Raw genomic sequence first — 22,438 nt, forward strand, 5'->3', positions numbered from 1 at the left:
GCGTCACCGGTCGGCACGATCGGAGAGATCGGGCGGACGGGTGAGGGGGCCCGGACCGGCGCTGGTGCCCGCGGGCCGAGCCTGCGCCTGACGTCGTCGATGAGATCCAGAGCCGCATGCGCCGGTCCGACCGAGCCCACGGGAAGCGATCTCAGCAGGTTCTTCAGCCTGCGGGACTGCTCGGTGGTGAAGGCGTTCACCGTGGTCCAGGCGTCCGTGTCCCCGGCGGCGACCCGGGCCAGCAGTACCTGCGTGCCGGCGCGCACCTCGGCGATCCAGTCCCGCAGCAGCGCGTTGACCAGCTCGGGGTCGGGGCGGTCCCCGTTGCCGGGGCCGGGCGGGTCGCTCGGCGCGTCGGGGCCATCGGATCCGCCGGCGTCGCCGGAGACGGCGGGTGTGCGGGGACCGGGAGGCCACGTTCCCGCAGCGGGTGACACCGCAGCGGGTGACACCGCGATGGTCGGTGGTGCGGCGATGGTCGGTGGTGCGGCGATGGCCGTGGGGTTCACCACCGGCGCCCGCAGGCTCGTCTCCGGAGCGCCGGCACCGGTTTCCGGGGCGATCACCCCGCCGTCGTTCACCGTGATCGTGCGCAGTTCGCTCATCCGCGTGCCGGCCATGCCTAGCCGGGTCTTCGCCCGCTCGACCGGATCGCGGACCAGCGACACCTGGAGGTCTTCGACCTGTCGTTTGACGCCGTACAGGGTATCGCCGGGTAGCGAGTCCCCCGAGCTGACCGCGAGGGCCGCCGTGGTGACGGCGGCGGTGAGTGCTCCGGCCAGCAGCGGCCGGGCGGCCCGGGTCATCCTGCCCCGGCCGGAGACACCGGAGGCAGAGACACCGCAGGCACCGGTCCGGCGTACCCACCGCGCGTCGACCGGGTAGTTTCCCGGCGGGTCAGGATCGGCGCCTTCGGGAGACGTGCGTGCGGGACGGGTTCTCGTGGGACGGGCCTCGGTCTCGTGGCCCTTCACGGAGATGCCGGGGGAACCGGCGGCGGGGGAACGGACGGGATCGCATGCCGGGGAGCCGGTGACGGCGGCGAACAGCTGTCCGCGCAGGGCGGCGTGCCGTGCCGGATGCAGCCGCGGTGACGGCAGGTCCCGGAGGGCCGCCACGGTGTCGATCAGCCGCGCGTCGGTCTCGTCATACGGGGGGCGCTGTCCGTCCAGCAGGCCGGCGACCCGCTCGGCCCGCCGTCCACCGCCGGCCATGCCCCGCCAGGACGACTCCCGCCACCACGACGACTCCCGCCGCGGGCCGGCGGGCCACCGGCCACGACCACGACCACGACCACGACCACGCGCTGCCTTCACGCCGTCGTCTCCCCGGGGAAGCGGTCGCGGATCTTTCGCCCATCGCGCGATTCGTCGCACAATATGATCAACCTGGTGGAGGATGGCGGCTCAGCCGAGGGGGTCCCACGTTGTGTTGACGTGCACGGTACTTCCTTTTTCGATTTTGCTCCCGGCCTTGGCGGACTGCGATGTCACCCGGTCGCCCGGCCCGCCGATCCAGCCGATACGGTCAATCTTCAACCCCCGGCGTTGCAGGATGTTCTCGGCTTCCCGGTAGCTCTTCCCGATCACGTTCGGCACGGGGACCTGGATCCCGCTGCCGTCGCCCCCGGAACCGTCACCGTTGTCGAACCCGTCGGCCTCGGCTACGGTGAGGGTGACGGTGCCGCCGGGTGAGATCGGCTGCCCCACGTCGGGAGAGACCCCGAAGACCTCACCGGGCTGCACGGCGTCGTTCATGGCGTCGGTGCGCTGCACCACGAGGCCGATGTTCAGGCCGACGAGCTCGGCCTTGGCCTCCTCGAACGACTTGCCGATGATGTCGGCCGGCACCGGCTTCGCCGCGGGGCCCGTCGAAGTGATCACGATGACCTGGTCCTTCGGCTTGAGCGCGGTGCCGGCCCCGGGGTTCGTACCGATCACATGGCCCGCCGGCACCGTGTCACTGGACTGTGGGCTCAGGCCGCCGAGGGTCAGGTCCACTTCGGCCAGCCGGGCCTTGGCCTGGGTCTCGGTGAGGTTCGCCAGGTCCGGCACGCGTACCGTCGCGGGCCCGGAGCTCAGCCGCAGGGTGATGAGCGCGCCCTTGTCGACCTTCGATCCGTCCCGGGGATCCTGCTGGGCGACGTGGCCGACCGGTACCGTGGCGCTGGCGACCGGGTCGAGGTAGGTGAACTGGAAGCCGGCGTCGCGCAGCATTTTCTCGGCGTCGGATCTGCTCAGGTTCGTCAGCAGCGGGACCTCGGTCCCTCCGCCGGACAGGGAACGGAACGCGAGGATCCCGAGCAGCAGGACCAGGACGGCCACGCCACCGACGACGACCGGGATGGGCCCTCGGGAGCGTGGCGATGCGGCGGCCCGCCGCCGCCCGCGCCCGCCACCGCCCCCGAGATAGGCCGTGGCGGTCGGCGAGGGCGGGGAGGCGGATCGATAGAGCGCGCCGGTGCCTGGCCGGCCCGGCCCGGCAGCGGCGAACGCGCGCTCCGCGGCGGCCCCCGGCCCGGCGCCCCGGGAGTCGTCGTAGTCCTCAGCCTGGAACGGCTGGGTGTACCCGGGATCCTGGGTGTACCCGGGCTCCCGAGCCCCTGAAGGCCGCTCGGCCAACCCGATCCGTTCGATCTCGCCGGTGAACCCGCTCGGGTAGGCGTCCTGCGGGGGCAGGAACGGCTCGATGCGCCGCAGCTCCGCCAGCAGTGCCGCACCATCGACCGGCCGGCGCGCCGGGTCGCGGGCGGTGGCCCGGAGAACAAGACCGTCCAGCTCGGCGGGAATGCCCTCGATCATGGTGGACGGCGCCGGCACGTCGCCGTGGACCGACTGGTAGGCCACCGACATCGGGGTGGCGCCGCTGTGCGGGAGCTGCCCGGTCAGGGATTCGAAGAGCACCACACCGGCGGCGTAGACGTCGCTGCGGGTGTCCGCGACGCCGTGGGTGACCTGCTCGGGGGCGAGGTACCCGACAGTGCCCATCACCACGCCGCCGGTGAGTGCCTGGGTGGGCTGGCTCACCGGACGGGCGAGGCCGAAGTCCGCGACCTTCACCTGGCCGTCGTCACCGAGCAGGATGTTCTCGGGCTTGATGTCGCGGTGGATGATGCCGGCGGCATGCGCGGCGGCGAGGGCCTCGATCACGGGCTCGATGATCTCGATGGCCTCGGTGACCGGGAGCCGACCCCGGGCGCCCAGGTGCTGGCGCAGCGACCGGCCGCGCACCAGCTCCATCACCAGGTAGTTGACCAGACCGGCGGGGATGTGGTCGGAACCCTGGTCGAGGATGGAGACGACGCGCGGGGTGTTGAGCCGTGCCACGGCCTTGGCCTCGCGATGGAAACGGGCGACGAACTCCGGGTCGTGATTGAGAGTGGGATGCATGACCTTGAGGGCGACGAGCCGGTCCAGCCGGTTGTCGTGCGCGACGTACACCGTCGCCATCCCACCGACGGCGAGCCGTTCCTGCGCCGTGTAGCGGCCGTCGAGAAGCCGACCTACGACGGGGTCGGCCACGGTGGCATCCACGAGGGAGAGTTTACGATCGTTGTCGAAGGATGCCGCTACCGAGCTCCGCGAGGTTAACCCGGATACGTCGTTCGAGCGAGAAGTACCTCGTCGCGCAGCATGGTGTCCACCGGGTGAAACCCGGGTGCCCACATTGAATCGGTTCTCAAGGTCGCGATGATCGTCGACGGGCGTGGATCAGTGTCGCAGATCGGCGTCGCAGACCGGCGTCGCGGCGGGACACCCGAAGCCGCGGTCAGGAAGCAGCGGTTACACTGTCGATTGCTCCGGGGAGCCCACGGACGTGGGCTGAGAGGCTGGCCAGTATCCCGTCGGCGACCCGTATACCCGATCGCGGTCATGCGCGCGTGGGGAGGATGAAAGATCGTGTCGCAGCACCCCCTACGTCCTGCCGGCTCCCGTCCCGGCGATTCTCCCCCCGCGGGTTCCTGTCCCGATGGCCTCGCGGGTGAAGGTGCCGCCGTCGGCGGCGGGGGTGGTGGTGAGGCCGGACCCGGTGCCGCGGGGGCGGACGATCTCGTCATCGCCGGGCGGGCCTACGGCAGCCGGCTGCTGATCGGCACCGGGAAGTTCGCGAGTCACCAGGTGATGCGGGACAGCCTCGTCGCATCCGGTGCCACCATCGTCACCGTGGCGCTGCGCCGGGTCGACATCGGCCGGATCGGTGACGGCGACGTTCTCGACTTCATCCCGCCGTCGATGACCCTGCTGCCCAACACCTCGGGCGCGGTGGACGCGGCCGAGGCGCTGCGGCTGGCCCGCCTCGGGCGGGCGGCGACGGGCACCGGTCTGGTCAAGCTGGAGGTCACCCCGGATCCGCGCACCCTGGCGCCGGATCCGCTGGAGACCCTGCGCGCCGCCGAGCTCATGGTGGCCGACGGCTTCACGGTCCTGCCCTACTGTTCGGCCGACCCGGTGCTGGCCCGCCGGCTGGAGGAGGTCGGCTGCGCCACCGTGATGCCGCTGGGCAGCTGGATCGGCTCGAACCGCGGGCTGCGCACCCGGGACGCGATCGAGGCAATCGTGGCGAGCGCCGGGGTGCCGGTGGTCGTGGACGCCGGGCTCGGGGTGCCCTCGGACGCGGCCGAGGCGATGGAGATCGGCGCGGCCGCGGTGCTGGTCAACACCGCTATCGCGGTGGCCGCCGATCCGGCGCGCATGGCGCGGGCCTTCGCGCTCGCCACCGCCGCCGGCCGGTTGGGTTTCCTGGCCGGCCGCGGGGCCGCCGGCCCGGCCACGGTGGCGTCCGCCTCCTCCCCGCTCACCGGGTTCCTCGGCGCCCACCCGTCACCGGCGTCCCACCCGTCACCGGCGTCGCCCGTGCCATCGGCGTCCCCGGCGGCGGTGGTGGGCGAGGCGTCCAGGTGAGCGCCCCGCCAGGGGAGTTCGCGCGCGAACTTGCCGGTCACGACCTGGCCGGGCTGTCCGCGATGTCGAGGCGGGCCACGTCCGCCGAGGTGGACACGGTGCTGCGGCGGGTTCGGCCCGGATCCGGTGGGTCGGCCACCCCCCGGATCGGCCTCGCGGAGCTGGCGATCCTGCTCTCACCCGCGGCCACCGCCCGGTTGGAGGAGCTGGCGATTGCCGCCCGGGAGGCGACCCTGCTCCGGTTCGGTCGGGCGGTCCGGCTGTTTGCCCCGATGTACGTGTCGAACGCCTGCCTGTCGTCCTGCACCTACTGCGGCTTCGCCAAGGGCCTGCCGGTGGTGCGCCGCACGCTGGACCTCGAGGAGGTGGTGGCGGAGGGACGCCTGCTGGCCGACCGGGGGTTCCGTCATCTGCTGCTCGTCTCCGGCGAGCATCGCGTCGAGGTATCGGCCGACTACCTCGTCGCGGTGGTCGAGCAGCTACGGCCGATGTTCCCCTCGATCAGCATCGAGACCCAGACCTGGTCGGACGACACCTATGCCCGGCTGGTGCGTGCCGGGTTGGAGGGAGTCGTCCATTACCAGGAGACCTACGACCGGGCCCGCTACGCCGAGGTGCACGTCGCCGGCTGGAAGCGTGACTACGACCGGCGGCTGTCCTCGTTCGAACGGGCCGCGCGGGCCGGGGTGCGCCGGCTCGGGATCGGCGCGCTGCTCGGGCTCGCCCCGGACTGGCGCGCTGACGTGCTCGCGCTGGCCGCGCACGCCTCCTTTCTCTCCCGTCGCTACTGGCGGACCGAGGTCTCGATCGCGCTGCCGCGCATCAAGCCGAGTGCCAGCGGGTTCCCGCCGGTCGTCGTCGTTGGCGACGCGGAGTTCGTCCAGGCGTACGCGGCCCTGCGCCTGTTCGAGCCGGACCTCGCGCTGTCGCTGTCGACCCGGGAGCCGGCGGTGCTGCGCGACGGGCTCGTCCGCATCGCCGTGACCACCATGAGCGCCGGCTCCTCCACCGAACCCGGCGGCTACACCACGCCCGGCACGGCCCAGGAACAGTTCTCGATCTCCGACGAGCGTTCGCCGGCACAGATCGCCGCGATGCTCGCCGAAGCCGGGTACGAGCCGGTGTGGAAGGACGCCTTTCCGCTTGTCGACCCGGTGCGGTGACGGCGGCCCGGCGTCGCGGGTCGTCGATAGTCTGCTCGAATGCAGCGAATAGTCGTCGTGGGCGCGGGAATGGCGGGGGGCCGGGCCGCCGCCGAGGTGCGCGCGCGCGGTTTCGCGGGAGAGGTGATCCTGCTCGGGGCGGAGCCGCACCGGCCCTACGATCGTCCGCCTCTGTCCAAGGCCGTGCTCTCCGGCCGCATCGACGACACGACGTTGCCCTTCGACCTCGACGGGGTCGAGGTGCGCCTCGGACGGCAGGCGACGGGCCTGCGACCGGGCACTGTGGAGACCGACGCGGGGCCGCTGGAGTACGACGGCCTGGTGCTGGCGACGGGAGCCGACCCGGTAACCCTGCCGGGCGACGGCCCACAGCGGGTCCTGCGTTCCATTGACGACGCCCGGGGTCTGCGTGGCGCCCTGCGTCCCGGCGTCCGGCTCGTCATCGTTGGTGCCGGCTGGATCGGCGCGGAGGTCGCCACGGCGGCGGCAGCGATCGGTGCCGAGGTCACCGTCGTGGAGGCGGCCGCCTCGCCGCTGTTCGCCGCGCTCGGCGCGCAGGTGGGCCGGTGCACGATCGCGTGGTACGCCCGGGCCGGGGTCACCCTGCGCCTGGCCACGGCCGTGGAGCGGGTCACCCCCGACGGGCTGGTGCTGGCCGGCGGTGAGGAGCTGATTGCGGACGAGGTTGTCGTCGGCGTCGGGGTGCGGCCCGGCACCGCCTGGCTCGCCGGTTCCGGGCTCGCCCTCGACCGGGGAGTCGTGGTTGACGAGCATCTCGCCGCCCGGTGGACCCATGGTGCCGACGGTGCCGACGGCGACCGGCCGCCGGTGGTCGCGATCGGTGACTGTGCCGCTTGGTGGTCGCGTCGCTACGGTCGGCGGCTGCGGGTCGAGCACTGGGACTGCGCCCAGCAGTCGCCCGCGGTCGCGGTCAGCACGCTGCTTGGCGGGGAGGCCGTCTATGACCCGGTGCCCTACTTCTGGTCGGAACAGTTCGGCCGCATGGTGCAGTTCGCGGGACTCCCTTCGGCAGAGGCTGCCCCGGTGTTCCGGGGCGATCCGGGCGTCGTCGTGCCGCCCGACGGCGGGCGTCCGTCTGGCTGGTCGGCCGGGTGGTTCGCCCCGGACGGCCGTCTCGAAGCGCTGGTCACTGTGGGGCGCCCGATGGACATGGTCGCCGGTCGCCGGTTGATGGCGGCCGACGGTATCCCGGATCGGGAGCGTTTCGCCGATATCTCCGTGTCGATGAAGGAACTGGCCGCGGCAAGTCGATGACGCCCGGTGACGACCCGGTGTTCCCGGTGTTTCGGATTTTCCAGGCGTTCCAGGCGTTCCAGGCGTTCCAGGCGTTCCAGGCGTTCCGGTCGGCCGGACGGCGGGATTTCTGGATATCAGGATCATTGGTACCCCTGCCCGGCATTGCGTTATGTATGCATCCTTGTGTAGATCTTTGCGCGGATCTTTGTTTGATGACCCCAATCTCCGGAACGTCGGGAACGGTCACTAGAGTGCGGAGACGTGCCTCGCATTCACCTGGTGTCGAACCTGGCCGGTGTGAACGCGCTCGGCGACCATTTGCGGGCAGCGGGTCTCGGCCCGACCTCGGCACGGTCGGCCGACGCGCTTCTCGTGCTCATCGACCGTCCGCTCGACCACGTCGAGCAGGAGTTGCTGGACCGGGCCCGGCAGACCGTCCCGGTCCTGCTCGCCGGGCCGACCATGCGGGCGCTGCCGCCGGGAAGTCCGCTCATCGAGGCGTCCGGTCTCGTCCCGGGGCGGACTACCGCGCCCTACGACCTGCGGTTGACCGTCGGGCCGCAGGGCGGCGCGGTCATGGCCCGGTCCGCGGACTTCCGCCCCCGGGAGAGCTGGATCATCCCCGACAAGATTGCCGATGACGTGGAGCGGCTGCTCCTGGTCCGGCACGAGATGGGCGAGCATCCCGTCTGCACCTGGCGGCCCTCCACGGGCCTCGGCATATTCACCCTGGGTACCGGTCCCGCCGTGCTCGCCGATCCCGCCTACCAGCGGCTCGTGGGACGTTGGCTACGGCACTGCCTCGGCGTGCTCGACGCCGCGCCGGCCAGGGTCGGGCTGCTGGGCACCCCGGACATCACCGGGACGCACCACTCGGCGGTGGACGCGACCGAGGGCCTGGAACTCGCCGCCCTCTGCGACGGCGGTGCCGGCCGGCTCCCGGCGCACGCGGCGGGTCGCCCGCCGCGCCGCGTCGACGACCCGGACGACCTGGTCAACGATCCGGATCTCGGGGTCGTCATCGTGGCCACACCGACCCACACCCGTCTCGAATGGGCTGGTCGTGCGCTGGAGGCCGGCAAGCACGTCGTCGTGCACGCCCCGCTCTGCCTGTCGACCCCGGACGCCGACCAGCTCGCGGAGCTCGCGGAGGACCGGTCCCTGGTGCTCGCGGTGTATCCGGAGGGTCGGGACGACCCGGGCTACCGGGCGGTCCGCGCTGTCGTGCACCGCGGCGCCGTCGGCGAGCCGCTGCGGCTGGACGCCCACCGGGGCGGCTTTCGCCGGCCAGCCGGCACCTGGCACGACGACGAGCGGATCAGTGGTGGGCAGCTCCATGACCGGGGCAGCGCCTGCGTCGACCAGATCCTCGCCCTCGTTGACGAGCCCGTCGAATGGGTCAGCGCGTCCACCGTCAAGCGGGTCTGGCACCACGTCAGCAACGCTGACCACAGCCGGCTGCTGCTGCGTTTCGCGAGTGGGGCCGAGGCGCAGGTCACGGTCTCCGATCTGACGGTGGCCCGGCGCCCGCGGTTCGAGGTGCTCGGGTCCACCGGCTCGCTGATCCTGGACGGGGCTTTCCGGGACGGCGGGGCTTTCCGGGACGGCGGGGCTTTCCGGGACGGGGAGGGGAAGCTGGTGCCGCGGTTGGGACGGCACGCCGGTCGCCGGTCCGAGGCCGAGGTGCTCGAGGCGGAGATGCTCGAGGCGGAGGCGGGGTCGCTCGTGCTGATCACCCATGACGGGGTGCGCAGCCACATCCCGCTGGCACCCACCTCGGGCAGTACGTTTCACCGGGACCTGGCGGACTGTCTCGTCTCGGGCTGGCCGCTGTCCGGCTACGGTGTGCAGACCGCCCGTCCGGTGGTCGCGGTGTTGGAGGCGGCGGTGCGCTCGGCGGCCGCGGGCGGCGCCCAGGTGGCTGCGCTCTGACCCGTTCCGGCCGGACCGTCCCGGCCGGAAACCGCCTGGTCATCCCCTCGTCGAGGGGCGCGGCCAACGTCCGTGGCCGCGCCGGCACCATACGACGCCATCGAGACTTGGGTGTTTACTCTTGACCATGGACTGGCTGACCCTGCCTGACGTCGCCGATCAGCTGCAGGTTCCCGTGACCCGTGTCCGGCAGATGGTGCGCGACCGGACGCTACTGGCCCGGCGGGAGGGGGGCGTCCTGCGGGTGCCTGCCGATTTCATCCGGGACGGCGCCGTCGTCAAGGGGCTGCCCGGCTTGCTCACGGTGCTGGCCGACGCGGGGTTCACCGATGAGGATGCGCTCGACTGGATCTTCCGGGAGGATCCGAGTCTGCCGGGCACCCCCATACAGGCACTTATCGAGAACCGTGGCAAGGAGGTCAAACGGCGGGCCCAGGCGTCGGCCTTCTAGCCCCGGCCCGGTCCCGGCCGTACCCACCGCCCGCACGGCGGGCGCTGCTCCCGTAGGGTCGAAAAATGGTCGATCGTCCGCCGCACTTGCACCCGCGTGCGCACCCGGAGCCGCTTGCCCGGGCGCGGGTCGTCGTCAATGGTGCGCCGCGGGGCATCCCGGGTGGCCAGCCGCTGCCCGACCTGCTCGCCGAGCTGGGCCTGCCGTCCGGTTCGGTGGTGGTCGAGCACAATGGCGTGGCCCTGACGCCGTCCGAGATTCCCGCCGTCCGGCTCGCCGACGGCGACATTCTGGAGATCGTGCGTGCTGTCGCCGGAGGTTGAGGGATCGTCGCCGCGCGCCGGTGGGCCGGCCCGGGCGGACCGGTTGCGGCGGCTGGCCGACGCCCGCCTGTACCTGTGCACGCCGCGTCGGGCCGAGTTCGACGCCTTCCTGAGCGCCGTGGTCGGCACGCCCGAGGCCCCCGGGGTCGATCTGGTCCAGTTCCGGGAGAAGGGGCTCGAATGGGACGAGGAGCTCGGCGGGCTGCGGCGGGTGCAGGCCGCCGCCGACGCCAGGGGAGTGCTGGTCAGCGCGAATGACCGCGCCGACCTCGCCGCCTTCGCCGGGGTCGACATCCTGCACGTCGGTCAGGGCGACATCCCGCCGCGGTTTGCCCGGCGCCTGGTGGGCCCGGACGTGCTGATCGGACAGTCGACGCACGATCCCGACCAGTTCCTCGCGGCGCTCGCCGACCCCGACGTCGACTACGTGTGCGTGGGGCCGGTGCACGCCACGCCCACCAAGGAGGGCCGGCCGCCGGTCGGCCTGGGTCTGCCCCGGCTGGCCGCGCGGCACGCTCCTCCGTTCGTCCCGGGCGTGAAGCCGTGGTTCGTCACCGGTGGCGTCGGTCCGGATACCCTGGATCAGATTCTTGCGACGGGAGCGCGCCGCGTGGTGGTCGTGCGGAGCCTCACCGGGGTCGAGGATCCGGCCGCGAGTGCTGTTGCCCTCGCTCGGCGTCTGAGAGCCGTCTGAGAGCCGTCTGAGAGTTGTCGATACGCCGTCCGAGTCGCCGATGCGCCATCTGAGCTACCTCGCGGTCCTGGCGGGATGCCTGCTCGGAACGGCGCCGCTTGAGGTGTTTCTGGGCACCCGGGTGTACGCCCGGCCGGTTCGGCTGCTGCTGACCCTCGCCCCCGTCATCGTGATCTTCGTTGTCTGGGACCTGTTCGCCGTCTCCGCGGGGCACTGGAGCTTCGACCGGCGCCGCATCACCGGGATCCTGCTTCCGGGGGGCCTTCCCCTGGAGGAGCTGCTGTTCTTCGCCGTGGTGCCGATGTGCGCGATCCTGACGCTGGAGGCCGTGCGCGCGGTGCGGGGCTGGGACGTCGGCGACGAGCCCGCCCACCCGAGCGCGACGCGTTCCGATGGGACTCCCGATGGTGATCGGCCGTGAGCTACACGGCCCTGGCGGTCGTCGGGGTCGCGTTGGCGATCGCGATGGACCTGTGGGTCCTGCGGACCCGGCTGCTTACCCGGCGGGTTTTCTGGACTTCCTATGCGATCATCGCATTGTTCCAGTTGATCTCCAACGGGATCCTCACCGGGTTCGGCATCGTCGTCTACGACCCCCGCCGGATCCTCGGCCCGCGGATCGCGCACGCTCCGGTCGAGGATCTGCTGTTCGGCTTCGCGTTGGTGACCCAGACGTTGGCATGGTGGGTCTGGTGGGGGCGCCGGCTGCGGGGCGGGCCGCCCGGCCGGCCTCGCAGCCGGCGGGCCGGGAAGAGCCGGGCTGCCGGGGAGAGCCGGGCTGCCGGGGAGAGCCGGGAGGCCGGCGACAACGGGGGCAACGGGGAGAATCGAGGCATCCCGTCTCGACCCGAGGGTCGAGAGAGATCTCGGCGTACTTCGTGACGGAAACGAGCGAATTGGTCCCCTAGCGAGAATCCGTCGGCTTAATCTCGTCACGATGACGCATGATGGTGCAGGGGGCCCGGGATCGCCGGGACGCCACCGTTCTCCCTGGGGGCGTTCAGGCCGGATCCTGCCGATCCGGTGGGGACGCATCATCGCTGTGGTGGCTGTGTTGGTCGTCATCGTTGCGGGTCTGGTGGTTGTGCGTGGGCGGATGGCCGGCGACCATCGTGCGGGTTCCTCCGGAGGCAGGCCGGGTGCGCCGGTCGCAGCGCCGGCACCCACGCCCGGTGACGAGGACGGGCCGGCGAACGTGACGGCGGCCCCGGTCACTGCCCGGCCGGGTGCCGGTCCGGCCCTTTCCACCGCGTCCGCGGCCTCCCCGAGCGCCGGCATCGGGTCGGTTTTGCCACGGGTCGCCCCGACCGCCGCGAGGCCGCGGACCGGACCGCCGCCCGGGTCACCGGCCCTCCCGGTCGCTGCGCGGCCCTCCGGCCCGGCCCTCAGCCTGAGTTCGACCAGGGTCGACCTGGGTGACGTCGACTCCGTCTGGCGGCTTGACCTGCGTGGCGAGGGCACGGCGCCGGTCGACGTCGTGATCGGCGCCAGCCCGTCCTGGCTCACCGTGGTGCCCGGCCGGTCGCGGATCGATCCGGGGGCCGTCGTCCCCCTGGTGATCACTCTTGATCGGGCGGCGGCACCGTCCGGACCGATCGATGTGATCGTTCCGGTCAGGCCCCGCAAGGGTGATGGCGGGGGCGACGTGCGGGTTACCGCCAGGGTCGACGGCTCGCCACAGGTGGTGTCGATGGTCGCGGCGCCGGCAACGCTGTACCCGTCCGGCTGCGCGCCGGCCGCGAGGGCGACCGCGTCCCCGGCGGCGGTGTCCCCGGCGGCGGTGTCCCCGGCGGCGGTGTCCACGGTGACGGTGTCCGTCGTGGACGCGACCGGCATCTTCGCCGCGGAGCTCGTGGTGAACCTCCCCGACGGAGGCAGGGCTAGTGTGTCGCTGGTCCTTGACCGGGCGACGGGTAACCGGTCGACGTGGTCCGGCCCGGTGGGCCCGGCCCGTGTGGCCGGGGCGATCACCTACACGGCCACGGTGACCGATCTTGACGGGCGGCGCTCCCGGGCACCGGGATCCCTCACCGTTCTGCCCTGCCCCTCCTGACCGGCGCGGTGACGGCGGTGACGGCGGTGGGAAAGTATGGCGCCGCCCGGTTCAGGGGTACCGGGCGGAACGGTATAGCACGACAGGTTGGCCGGGACGCGCCAAGGTTTCGTCGGGCGGCGCAGGCCCAGAGACGGGTGCCGCAGGCCCGGGGCGCCGCGGTACGCGATGCACGCGCCGTCGGGCGCCGGAGAAAACGGGTGGGTGAGGTCGTGGACGCTGCTCTCGGGGATGTCGGTGTGCCGCGTCAGACCGGGCCGCAGCCGGCCGTGGAGCGGGCCGGCCGGGACGGTGCCGCGCGGTGGCGTCGGCCCCTGCCACCGGTCGAGCAGGTGCGTCCGGGACTGTGGAGTATCCCCGTCCCGTTGCCCTGGGCCAAACCGGCGCACGTGTTCGTGTACGTTTTCGAGACCTCCACGGGCCCGTTCCTGATGGACGCGGGCTGGGAGTTCGACGAGGCGTTCGACGAGCTGCAGGCCGGACTGGCGATGATCGGGATGTCGGTGGCCGACGTGCGGGGCGTTGTGGTGACCCATGCGCACCTGGACCACTACGGCCTGGCGAACCGGATCCGGGAGGCATCCGGGGCGTGGGTCTCGTTGCATCCCCTGGACGAGGCGATGCTCCGGCACTTCGAACATGGTTACGCCGATCGGGTCTCCGAGCTGATGATCCGGGCCGGGGCGCCCGCCGAGATGACCGAGCGGCTGCTGGCGGGCTACCAGCAGCCGGCCCCGGGCCTATCGCGACCCGACATCCTCCTCGAGGACGGCGACCGGCCGGACATCCCGGGCTGGGATCTCACCGCGCTGTGGACACCGGGCCATTCGCCGGGACACCTCTGCTTCTGGGAGCCGACCAACCGGCTGCTGTTCTCCGGGGACCACGTCCTGCCCTCGACGGCGGTCGGGGTATCCGCGCCGGAGGAGGCCGTTCCTGATCCGCTGGGGGACTACCTGCGTTCGCTGGCCCGGCTGCGGAGCCTGCCTGCCGAGGAGGTGCTGCCGGCGCACGAGTACCGGTTCACCGGGCTGGAGCGCCGGCTCGCGAAGCTCGACGCGCATCACGCCGGCAGGCTGTCCGAGGTCGTCGAGGGACTGCGCGCGGGTGCCTCGCGGGTCTGGGACGTCGCCGGATACGTGACCTGGCATCGGCCGTTCCGCAACCTGCGGGGGGTGGCGCTGCAGAACGCCGTGATGGACACGATGTCGTACCTCGCGACGTTGGAGGCAACCGGCGCGGCGCGTTCCGAGCCGGGAACACCAGACCGGTGGCGCCTGATCGAGCCGTAGGGCCCGCCGGTCGGCAGGGCGGGGACCATTCGTACTAAGGTGAGGATATGACCTCCGTGTCGCTGTCCAAAGGCGGCAATGTCTCGCTGAGTAAGGTCGCCCCCAACCTCACTGCCGTGACGGTGGGCCTGGGGTGGCAGGTGCGGCAGACCACCGGTGCCGCCTACGACCTCGACGCCAGCGCGATCATTGTGAATGACGCCGGCCAGGTCCTCTCCGACGGCTATTTCGTGTTCTTCAACAATCTGGTGAGTCCGGACGGTGCGGTGAAGCACCTGGGTGACAACCTGGTCGGTGGCGGCGGCGGTGACGACGAGCAGATCAAAGTCGACCTGCGGATGCTGACCCCGCAGGCGGCGAAGGTCGTGTTCACCGTGTCCATCTACGATGCCGACTCGCGTCGGCAGGCCTTCGGCCAGATCCGCAACGCGTTCATCCGGGTGACGGACGCGACGAACGGCGCGGAGGTGGCCCGCTACGACCTCACCGAGGACGCCTCCACGGAGACAGCGATGATCTTCGGTGAGCTGTACCGCTACGGTGGGGAGTGGAGGTTCCGCGCCGTCGGTCAGGGATACGCCTCCGGGTTGCGCGGGATCGCCTTGGACTTCGGCGTCAACGTCTCGTGACCGCCCGGTCCTCGTGACCGCCCGGGCTCAGACGCGGCGCCATCCGGTGGCGGGGCGGGCGTTGCCGATCGTTGGCACGATCCGGGAGCGGGCACCTCGCGGCGCGACGACCATAACGCGCACAGAGCGTGTGTTGGCGTCGATCCGGTAGAGGATCCGCCAGGTCCGCCCGCTGGCCTCGTGCATGCCGACCTGCTCGCCGGGGATCGGAGTGCCGGCCTTGCGCGGATCGTCGCGCAGGGCACCGTCGAGGAACCGACGGACCTCGCCGCGGGTGAGCTCGGCCAGCTTCGACAGGTCCCGCTCAGCCGAGGCGGACAGCGTCACCTCGTGCTTGTCACTCACCGCCGGCTCCAGCCCCGGCGGCCGGAAGCGGGGAAAGCTCCACGTTCTCCACGTGAAGATCCTATGCGCCCGCCTCCACCGGGGCTCGTGCTTCTCGCCCCCGTTGCCGGGAACCGATCACCATCGTTGCCGGGAACCGTTGCCGGGAACCGTTGCCGGGAACTGAGAAGTCCTTCCGCGGTCCGGATGAACCGGGCGGCATGGGCGGTTATGCGGGTATGCGCTTCGGAGATGACGACACCATTCGCCGCATGCTCACCGACACCGAGGTCTGGGCGGTGGTGGGGCTGTCCAACGACAGCCGCCGGGCCGCCTACAGCATTGCGGACTACCTGCGACGGCACGGCAGGCACGTCGTGCCGGTGCATCCTTCGGCACCCGTGGTCGCGGGGGAGCAGGGATACGCGACGTTGAGCGAGATCCCGTTTCCCGTCGACGTCGTCGACCTGTTCGTCCGGTCGGAGCTGGCCGGCCCGCTCGTCGACGAGGCGGTGAAGATCGGCGCAAAGGGGGTCTGGCTCCAGCTCGGTGTGCGGGACGAGGCTGCCGCGGCGCGTGCGGGCGAGGCCGGACTGGACGTCGTCATGGACACCTGCCCGGCGATGGAGGCACCCCGGCTGGGGCTCGGCTGGAGCCGTTGATCCCCGGCACCTCCGCGGGCGCCCGGCGCGATCGATCGAGCAGCACGAACCGGCGGGTCGCGAGCGCGGCGGCAGGCGGGAAGAGCACGAGGACGGGGAGCAGGTAGCGGTAGTCGAAGCACACCGTCGCGGCCGGGACGATGAGCGTGGCGGCCCCGGCCGCCACGAGGAGGGCCATGTCCGCACGCAGCCGTCGATCTTCGGCGGCCCGGTCCCGCAGGCCTCTCCGGCGCCGGGCGCCACGGTTCCCCGGCGGCGCACGGCGGTCCCGCCCCGGGATCATGATCGCGACGACGGCAACGATCACCATCGCGGCCAGGGCCGGACCGGGCGTGAAGACGAGATGCTGGTAGCTCCGCAGGAAGCCGGCGGACGGCTCGCGGATGACGTGGGTGGGCGCGTCCCCGTGGAAGCCGAGCAGTGGCTCGCCGTTGTGCAGGTAGCGCGGTTCGTTACCGGTCGGGAACCGCCAGGTCGCGTCCGGCCAGTCACGGTGCCCGACCGGTCGGCCCGGGGCGAAGTAGTGCGCGATCTCCCCGCCGACCATCCGGGCGTAGTCACCGAACTGATACCGGATGACCTGGCGGGTGAAGTCGCGCAGCAGCGCGTCCCGCTTGTCGTCGGGCATGTCGAGCCGCCAGCGCGGGCTGTTGCCGTTCCAGGCGTAGTAGCTGGGATCGGGCCGCCCCGCCACCGGATGCGGGGAGCACAGGACGAGCTGGCGCGTGCTCAGGTGTAGGCGATCACATTCGGCGATCGGTGCCACCCGGCCGTACATCCACACCGCGTCCCCACCGGTGAGCGCGTACTTCCCGTGCGCGTGGTGGAACCAGCCCGCGTATCCGACGAGTGGAACGGCGAGCATCACGGCGAAGGCGGCGGACCGGAGCCATCCGACGCGACGAAGAAGCAGGTAGCCCACGGCGAGCACACCCATGGCGACCCCGATGGTGCGGACCAGGCCCGCCCCGCCCAGTAACAGGCCGGCGAACCCGCACGCCCACACCGACGGTCGTGCCGACCAGGTCAGGGCGATCATCGCGGCGACCAGCAGGACCGCGAACAGGGTCTCGGCCATCACGTAGTGTTCGAGGACCAGCTGGTAGGCGTCCAGCAGGACCGGCGCGGCGGCGAGGGCCGCCACCGGGGCCGCCACTCGGCGGTGGACCAGCAGGACGTAGATCCCCACCCCGAGGGCCAGGCCCGCGACGTGCTGGACCACCGTCACCCACCACAGGTCGCCGGTGTGCGACAGCAGGCGCAGGAAGGCCGGGTATCCGGCCGGCCGCATCGGGTCGGGCGCGTGCAGGGTGGAAAGTCGCAGGTAGGCGTAGGAGTCTCCGTTGAACTCGAACGCCGGCCGGTAGGCGTACCCGGTGACCACCCGCAGGGTCATCCCGGCGACCAGGAGAACCGCGAAGGGCAGATGCCGCGCGACCGGCTGGGCGGGTCGGGCCGGCTGGGCGGAGGCCGGACCCGATTCACGGCCCGATTCACGGCGCCGCGCGTTCGGGCCGTAGAGCGGGCCGGGGTGCTCCCCGGACGGCACCCGGCCCGGGGCGGCGAGGTCATCCGCGGGGTCATTCCCGGAGGCGGGGTCATCCCCGAAGACAGCGGGATCGCGTAGGGAGACGGGCGCGGCGTCACCGGGCAGCGGTGGAAAGCGGCGTCTGCCCGAGACGACCATTCTGCCCAGGACGGCCATGATGAATATCCGCCGTTCTCAGAACCTGACGACCTCGGCCGGGTGTTCCGGCGCCTCGAAGCACGGGCCGAGGCCGGGCGTGTCGGCCCGTGGACCGCTCGCCTCGGCCTGGGTGGAGCCCGCGCCGGCACTCGCACTCGCGTCAGGGCCCGTGCCGGTACCCGCGTCAGGGCCCGTGCCGGCACGGGTACCGCGGGCCGACGCCCGCTGATGCCCCCCGCTGGGTCCGGCGGTCAGCAGCCGCAGGAAGAAGGACCCGAAGGCGGTCTGCGCGCCCAGCACCATCAGCGTCATCGCGAGCAGGGCCGGGCGCATCTCGTTGAGCGGTCCGAGATTGTTGACCAGCCAGCGGACGAGGACGACCACGTCCACGACAAATCCGACGATGAACAGGCCCGCGCCGAGCGCAAGCCCGCGTTCGAGGGTGAACAGGCGGTGGATGAGCGGCAGCGGCCAGCGGCGGCGCTCCTGCCAGCCGAGGGCGTGGTTGTGGACGTCGGCGCAGACCCCCAGCAGCACCAGTTGCCAGCCGAGTAGCGCCAGCAGCGCGAACAGGATCGAGAAGTGCAGGTCCAGCCGGTGGAAGCCGAGATTGAGCGAGCCGGGCAGCAGCGCCGCCTGGCCCACGATCCCGAGCGCCAGCAGCACCAGGCCGGGCAGGACGAACAGGTGCCTCGGCGCCAGCAGCAGCATGAACCGCAGGTGTCGCCAACCATCCCGCAGGGAGTGCAGCTTGGAGGCCCCGACCCGCGGATGGTAGGTGATCGGCACCTCCTCGATCCGAAGCTCGGCGCGGCCCGCGGCGATCACCAGTTCGGAGGCGAGCTCCATCCCCTCGCAGCGCAGCTGCATACGCAGGTACGCCTCTCGGCTGAAGGCCCGCATGCCCGAGTGCGCGTCGGAGGAACGGACGTCGAACAGCCGGTTCAGGATGCCGGTGAGCACAGGGTTGCCGACGTAACGGTGCAGCCAGGGCATCGCTCCCGGCAGGATCTCTCCAGCGAAGCGCGACCCGAGCACGTAGTCGGCCCGCCCGGCGCGCAGCGGAGCGAGCAGGACGCCCAGATCCGAGAAGTCGTAGGAGTCGTCGGCGTCGCCCATCACGATCAGCCGGCCTCGGGCGGCGGCGAACCCGGCCAGGTAGGCGTTGCCGTAGCCGCGCCGGGTCTCGCGGACGACCCGGGCACCTGCGGCTGCGGCGACGTCCGCCGACCGGTCCGTGGATCCGTTGTCGACAACGACGACCTCGCCCGCGGCACCCGCGGTGGCCAGGCCCGCAAGGGCCTTGCGCACACAGACGCCGACCGACTCCTGCTCGTTCAGGCACGGCATGACGACCGACACCTCGACCGGCTGTCCGCCGGCACGCGGGCCGGAACCCGCGCCGGTGGGGATGCCCCCGAAGGCGTCGGTACCGGTACCGACACCCGTGGCGCCGTCCATCGTCCGTACCCCCTTGTGGCCGGGCATGTCCGGGTCCGTGGCCGTTCACCGGTGCCTGTCCGTGGCTCTGCCGTGTCGATGCCCGGTCGCCGGGGACAACGGGCGCCGTTCATGCAGGTGGGCGCATCAGCGGAACCGGCCCACGTCATTGTTGCGGTCAGGATGGCGGAACCGCTCGGCCACCGCCCCGTAACCTACCGATCCGATGGTCCGGTCCTGTTACCAGTATCTCGCTGTAGACACCCCGTGGTCCGTCCGGCTGGTTCCCGATGTGCCGCGTTTCGCATCCGCGCTGGTCACGGCCGTTGCCCACGCTGACTTGCGGGTCAGGGTCGCAGACACGTCGGCCCCTTCACACGCGCCTCGGTGTGACGCTTCTTACGGAGAGGCGTAACGTCTGGTGCTCGTGCAAGCTGTTCGCGTTTCAGACCCGGCATCGGCGTCCCCGGTGCCCACCGACGACCCGGAGCCCTCCTCGCCCGAGCCGTCCTCAGTTCCCCTGCCCGCTGACGCCTCACGCGCAGCCGCGCCCCGGCGACGTGGTTGCCCGCACTGTCCGCCCTGCCCCACGGCGGACAGTGCGGATCGCGACGCCGCCCGGGTGGCCAGCCAGCATTGGGACCAGGGCTGGATCCTGCTGTGTAACGGGGTGATTCTGTTCGAGGACACCGGCGAGATCCTGCCGACAGGTCGCACCGTCGAGCCACGACGGGCGCTGCCCCGGCCCGGGGGCGTGGCACGGCCGCCGGCTCCGAGATGGGCGAGCCAGGCCCCGGTCGCGTTCTGACGGTCGCGTTCTGACGGTCGCGGCCTGACGGTCGCGGCCTGACAGCGAGCTCCTTCTGCTCGCTCCTTCCGCGGGGTTCGGGAGGATGTGAAGTTCATCCCAGTTGATCTGGGTGTCCCCGTTACGGGTACGGTGCCGGCGTGGCGTCAAGGTCGGTGACGAGGCCGGGAAACGGGACCGCTCCCCGCTGGCCCGTGGAGAACCGGGTCGGTCGGCGCGTCCGGATCCTCATGCGCCGTGACACCGCGCTGGGCCGGACGTTCCTGCACGCCTTCACCAGTGCGGACCGGTCGCTGTTCGCGGCGCTGGCCGGCGGCAGACCGCTGCTCGACCCGGCGCTGCCGCGGCTGTCCCACGCTGCCGATCATGGTCTGCTCTGGTGGGGGGTGGCCGGGGCGCTCGGTGCGACGAAGGGACGCCGTCGCCCGGCGGCCGTCCGTGGCCTGCTCGCCCTGGGAGTCGCGAGCGTTCTCGCCAACGGGCCGATGAAGGTGGTGTTCCGCCGGGACCGCCCACCGACTCACATGATTCCCCCGCTGCGGCGGCTTCGCGAGGATCTCACGACGTTCTCGTTCCCCTCTGGGCACGCGGCGTCGGCAGCCGCCTTCGCCACCGGAGTCGCGTTGGACGCACCCGGCGCGGCGGTGCCGGTGGCCGTGCTCGCAGCCGCGGTGGCGTTCTCCCGGGTGTACGTCGGGGTGCACTATCCCGGGGACGTGGCCGCCGGCGTGCTGCTGGGGATAGGGGCGGGCCTGGCGACGACGAAGGTGATGCCGCGCCGGCCGTGGGCCCCCGCCCGGGCCAGCCCCGCGTCGGCGTGGGCGCCCGCCCTGCCCGACGGCGACGGCCTCACCGTGGTGGTGAACGCCCGTTCCGGTCCGGGTAACCACACGGACCTGCTCGCCGTGCTGCGGGCCGATCTGCCCAGGGCCCGGGTCGTCGAGGTCGACGCGGGCGGCGACGTAAGAACCGTGCTGAGGTCCGCGGCGGCGCGGTCCCGTGTGCTGGGCGTCGCCGGCGGCGACGGCACCATCAACGCGGCCGCCCAGACCGCGCTGGCGCACGGCGTGCCGCTGGCGGTCTTCCCCGCGGGCACGCTCAACCACTTCGCCGCGGACGTCGGACTCGCCGGGGCGGGTGACTCGGTGCAGGCGATACGGGAGGGTTCGGCGGTCGCCGTCGACATCGGCCGGGCCGAGGGCATCGGCGCGGCGTTCAGTCGGTTCTCCCGCATCTTCGTGAACACCGCGAGCCTCGGCGGTTACCCGGACATGGTCGCCATCCGTGCGCGGTTCGAGCGCCGCATCGGCAAGTGGCCGGCGATGCTCATCGCGCTGAGCTGGGTGCTGCGCCACGAAACGCCGTTCGAGATCGAGATCGACTCCGAGTACCGCCGGGTCTGGCTGATCTTCGTCGGCAACGGGATCTACCAGCCCGACGGGTTCGCCCCCACCTACCGCACCCGCCTCGACGAAGGGCTGCTGGACCTGCGGGTGGTCGACGCCGCAGCGTCGCTTGCCCGGCTCCGGCTGGTGGGGGCGGTGCTGACCGGCCGTCTCGGGCGCAGCCGGGTGTACGAACAACACACGGTCGAACGGGTCACGATCTCATCCCGTCAGCCCGGCCCGCTGCCGTTCGCCTGTGACGGCGAGGTCACGGAGGGAGTGGAACACATCGTCATCACTCCGGGCGGAGCCCGACTGATCGTCTACCGGCCGCGGCGGCCCGGCGCATCCGGCTGAGCCGGGCCGGTGGACCGGCAGCCGGGCGGACCGCGGCGGCGTCAGCGACCGCGACGGTGCTGCAACGGGATGAGCGTGTGCAGCGGGCTGGTCAGCCGGGTGAACTGGTCGGTGTCGAGGAGATCCTCGACGAGCAGCGCGCAGGCCAGGTCGGCGCACAGCTCCATGACCCGCCGGTCCTCGCTCGAATCGGTGCCCCGATGGCCGCGGCAGTACGGGCACAACCGCCAGAAACCCTCGGCGGCGCTGCGCCGGACCAGGGTCCACACCCGGCGACGCCCGGTCACCACGGCGCTCGCGAAGGCGGCGTCCATCGCCATCTGATGCGCGGAGTCGTCGCGGGTGAGTGCGGACACCAGCAGGCCGTCGAAGACCTCGAGGCTGTCCGGATCGTGGCAGCGCCCGGCGAGGACCGGGAGTGCCGCGAGAACCCGCTTCACGTCCGCCGCGGCCGGGCCGAGGTCGGGTTCGTGCGAGCGCGCGCGGGGGTAGACCGTGCGCCACGGGCGCATCAGTGCCGCATACTCCGCGCGGCCGAGGATGGGCCGGGAGTAGGAGGCGGCGACCGCGTCGCGCATCGCGCGCAGAGCCGTGGCGGCGATCGTCGGTTCGACGGTGACGTACTCCGCGCCGGTGAGGTCGTCGGCGTAGATCGCGCTCAACGCGTCGAAGGCGGCCAGCACCTCGACGATCAATGGAGAGTCGGGGGAGAGCGCCTTGTCCCGGGCAGCGGCGAGGTACCCCGAGTTGCGCCAGGCGCCGGCGAGCGAGACGAGCTCCGTGTCGGTGGTGTGGACGAGTTGGGCGAGGATGCCGAGAATGCCGCGGAGGTTGGGATGTTCCTCCAGCCGCTCGATGCGACGGGCCCGCAGGATCATGCCGCCGTCCCGTCCACGCGGCTTGCGACGCCGCACTGGGACCGCCGTGGGCTCACCGCGCTCCCGCCCGTCCGCGGTTCAGGTGATGCCGCCGCGGGTGCGGTGGTCGTCGCCACACCATTCACCTCGTCCTCCTCGACCGTCACAGCAGACGCCGCGCGGGCCTCGTCATGACCCGCAGTCGCGCGCCGGCTGGTCGGCT

21 protein-coding genes and 1 riboswitch are annotated in these 22,438 nt (G+C 72.1%); of the genes, 15 read left to right on the top strand and 6 right to left on the bottom strand.

The features are described from left to right. The coding region (locus AC08OO_RS02480) for a DUF5667 domain-containing protein (protein ID WP_476618193.1) at positions 1 to 1,316 on the bottom strand (1,316 nt) is incomplete at its 3' end. Positions 1,317 to 1,406: 90 nt separating this feature from the next. Beyond that, the gene (pknB, locus tag AC08OO_RS02485; protein ID WP_476608807.1) at positions 1,407 to 3,533 is read right to left on the bottom strand and encodes a Stk1 family PASTA domain-containing Ser/Thr kinase; all 2,127 of its coding nucleotides are present in this window, start codon (positions 3,531 to 3,533) and stop codon (positions 1,407 to 1,409) included. Between the two features lie 257 nt (positions 3,534 to 3,790). After that, positions 3,791 to 3,904, top strand: a riboswitch (TPP riboswitch). Between pknB and AC08OO_RS02490 the strand changes: the two genes are divergently transcribed. The 12 genes from AC08OO_RS02490 (at position 3,900) to AC08OO_RS02545 (ending at position 14,695) form a co-directional block, all read left to right on the top strand. Beyond that, entirely contained in the window at positions 3,900 to 4,901 is a 1,002-nt protein-coding gene (locus tag AC08OO_RS02490) for a thiazole synthase (RefSeq protein ID WP_476608806.1), read from the top strand. (Overlaps the previous riboswitch by 5 nt.) Next, positions 4,898 to 6,064, top strand: a complete 1,167-nt coding sequence (gene thiH, locus AC08OO_RS02495; protein WP_476608805.1) for a 2-iminoacetate synthase ThiH — start codon at positions 4,898 to 4,900, stop codon at positions 6,062 to 6,064. The genes AC08OO_RS02490 and thiH overlap by 4 nt, the downstream gene beginning before the upstream one ends. Positions 6,065 to 6,103: 39 nt before the next feature. Continuing rightward, positions 6,104 to 7,339: an NAD(P)/FAD-dependent oxidoreductase gene (locus AC08OO_RS02500; RefSeq protein WP_476608804.1), complete on the top strand. Its 1,236-nt coding sequence runs from the start codon at positions 6,104 to 6,106 to the stop codon at positions 7,337 to 7,339. Positions 7,340 to 7,582: 243 nt separating this feature from the next. Further along, entirely contained in the window at positions 7,583 to 9,253 is a 1,671-nt protein-coding gene (locus tag AC08OO_RS02505) for a Gfo/Idh/MocA family protein (RefSeq protein WP_476608803.1), read from the top strand. 127 nt (positions 9,254 to 9,380) lie between these two features. Further along, complete coding sequence (locus AC08OO_RS02510) at positions 9,381 to 9,704, top strand: Rv2175c family DNA-binding protein (protein ID WP_476606575.1); 324 nt, start codon at positions 9,381 to 9,383, stop codon at positions 9,702 to 9,704. Between the two features lie 65 nt (positions 9,705 to 9,769). Then, on the top strand, positions 9,770 to 10,027 hold the full coding sequence (thiS, locus tag AC08OO_RS02515; RefSeq protein WP_011437456.1) for a sulfur carrier protein ThiS: 258 nt from the start codon (positions 9,770 to 9,772) through the stop codon (positions 10,025 to 10,027). Further along, a complete protein-coding gene (locus tag AC08OO_RS02520; protein WP_476608802.1) occupies positions 10,008 to 10,721 on the top strand; it encodes a thiamine phosphate synthase in 714 nt (237 codons plus the stop codon). The genes thiS and AC08OO_RS02520 overlap by 20 nt, the downstream gene beginning before the upstream one ends. 40 nt (positions 10,722 to 10,761) lie before the next feature. Beyond that, on the top strand, positions 10,762 to 11,142 hold the full coding sequence (locus AC08OO_RS02525) for a lycopene cyclase domain-containing protein (protein ID WP_011437454.1): 381 nt from the start codon (positions 10,762 to 10,764) through the stop codon (positions 11,140 to 11,142). Beyond that, positions 11,139 to 11,603 carry a lycopene cyclase domain-containing protein gene (locus AC08OO_RS02530; RefSeq protein WP_476608801.1) on the top strand — a complete coding sequence of 155 codons (465 nt, stop codon included), beginning with the start codon at positions 11,139 to 11,141 and terminating at the stop codon, positions 11,601 to 11,603. Before AC08OO_RS02525 ends, AC08OO_RS02530 begins: the two co-directional genes overlap by 4 nt. Positions 11,604 to 11,766: 163 nt before the next feature. Further along, positions 11,767 to 12,774 (top strand): hypothetical protein, encoded by a 1,008-nt coding sequence (locus tag AC08OO_RS02535; protein ID WP_476608800.1) that lies wholly within the window; start codon positions 11,767 to 11,769, stop codon positions 12,772 to 12,774. A 200-nt stretch (positions 12,775 to 12,974) separates the two neighbouring features. Then, the gene (locus tag AC08OO_RS02540) at positions 12,975 to 14,066 is read left to right on the top strand and encodes an MBL fold metallo-hydrolase (RefSeq protein WP_476608799.1); all 1,092 of its coding nucleotides are present in this window, start codon (positions 12,975 to 12,977) and stop codon (positions 14,064 to 14,066) included. Positions 14,067 to 14,113: 47 nt separating this feature from the next. Further along, positions 14,114 to 14,695 carry a TerD family protein gene (locus AC08OO_RS02545; protein ID WP_476608798.1) on the top strand — a complete coding sequence of 194 codons (582 nt, stop codon included), beginning with the start codon at positions 14,114 to 14,116 and terminating at the stop codon, positions 14,693 to 14,695. 27 nt (positions 14,696 to 14,722) lie between these two features. Here AC08OO_RS02545 and AC08OO_RS02550 read toward each other — a convergent pair whose 3' ends face one another. Beyond that, positions 14,723 to 15,040 (bottom strand): type II toxin-antitoxin system RelE family toxin, encoded by a 318-nt coding sequence (locus AC08OO_RS02550; protein WP_011437449.1) that lies wholly within the window; start codon positions 15,038 to 15,040, stop codon positions 14,723 to 14,725. Between the two features lie 200 nt (positions 15,041 to 15,240). Between AC08OO_RS02550 and AC08OO_RS02555 the strand changes: the two genes are divergently transcribed. Next, entirely contained in the window at positions 15,241 to 15,681 is a 441-nt protein-coding gene (locus AC08OO_RS02555) for a CoA-binding protein (RefSeq protein WP_476608797.1), read from the top strand. Here AC08OO_RS02555 and AC08OO_RS02560 read toward each other — a convergent pair. Both AC08OO_RS02560 and AC08OO_RS02565 read right to left on the bottom strand, forming a co-directional pair. Beyond that, the gene (locus tag AC08OO_RS02560; RefSeq protein WP_476608796.1) at positions 15,623 to 17,386 is read right to left on the bottom strand and encodes a hypothetical protein; all 1,764 of its coding nucleotides are present in this window, start codon (positions 17,384 to 17,386) and stop codon (positions 15,623 to 15,625) included. The two genes, AC08OO_RS02555 and AC08OO_RS02560, sit on opposite strands and share 59 nt — an antisense overlap. Before the next feature lie 18 nt (positions 17,387 to 17,404). Then, positions 17,405 to 18,829, bottom strand: a complete 1,425-nt coding sequence (locus tag AC08OO_RS02565; RefSeq protein WP_476608809.1) for a glycosyltransferase family 2 protein — start codon at positions 18,827 to 18,829, stop codon at positions 17,405 to 17,407. A 448-nt stretch (positions 18,830 to 19,277) separates the two neighbouring features. On the opposite strand from AC08OO_RS02565, the gene AC08OO_RS02570 reads away from it, so the two are divergent. Further along, a complete protein-coding gene (locus AC08OO_RS02570; protein ID WP_476618194.1) occupies positions 19,278 to 19,616 on the top strand; it encodes a DUF5999 family protein in 339 nt (112 codons plus the stop codon). A gap of 140 nt (positions 19,617 to 19,756) precedes the next feature. Beyond that, on the top strand, positions 19,757 to 21,358 hold the full coding sequence (locus AC08OO_RS02575) for a phosphatase PAP2 family protein (RefSeq protein WP_476618195.1): 1,602 nt from the start codon (positions 19,757 to 19,759) through the stop codon (positions 21,356 to 21,358). 41 nt (positions 21,359 to 21,399) lie between these two features. On the opposite strand, the gene AC08OO_RS02580 is transcribed toward AC08OO_RS02575, so the two are convergent. Beyond that, entirely contained in the window at positions 21,400 to 22,236 is an 837-nt protein-coding gene (locus AC08OO_RS02580) for an alpha-amylase family protein (protein ID WP_476606559.1), read from the bottom strand. Positions 22,237 to 22,438: the final 202 nt, after the last annotated feature.

Source organism: Frankia sp. CeCAU1 (assembly GCF_977971845.1).

Bases quoted from the DNA above. Each gene is read 5' to 3' on its own strand.
- AC08OO_RS02500 (WP_476608804.1), top strand. From the start codon at position 6,104: ATGCAGCGAATAGTCGTCGTGGGCGCGGGAATGGCGGGGGGCCGGGCC.
- AC08OO_RS02510 (WP_476606575.1), top strand. From the start codon at position 9,381: ATGGACTGGCTGACCCTGCCTGACGTCGCCGATCAGCTGCAGGTTCCC.
- thiS (WP_011437456.1), top strand. From the start codon at position 9,770: ATGGTCGATCGTCCGCCGCACTTGCACCCGCGTGCGCACCCGGAGCCG.
- AC08OO_RS02525 (WP_011437454.1), top strand. From the start codon at position 10,762: ATGCGCCATCTGAGCTACCTCGCGGTCCTGGCGGGATGCCTGCTCGGA.
- AC08OO_RS02545 (WP_476608798.1), top strand. From the start codon at position 14,114: ATGACCTCCGTGTCGCTGTCCAAAGGCGGCAATGTCTCGCTGAGTAAG.
- AC08OO_RS02555 (WP_476608797.1), top strand. From the start codon at position 15,241: ATGGGCGGTTATGCGGGTATGCGCTTCGGAGATGACGACACCATTCGC.
- AC08OO_RS02560 (WP_476608796.1), bottom strand. From the start codon at position 17,386: ATGGCCGTCCTGGGCAGAATGGTCGTCTCGGGCAGACGCCGCTTTCCA.
- AC08OO_RS02565 (WP_476608809.1), bottom strand. From the start codon at position 18,829: ATGGACGGCGCCACGGGTGTCGGTACCGGTACCGACGCCTTCGGGGGC.
- AC08OO_RS02580 (WP_476606559.1), bottom strand. From the start codon at position 22,236: ATGATCCTGCGGGCCCGTCGCATCGAGCGGCTGGAGGAACATCCCAAC.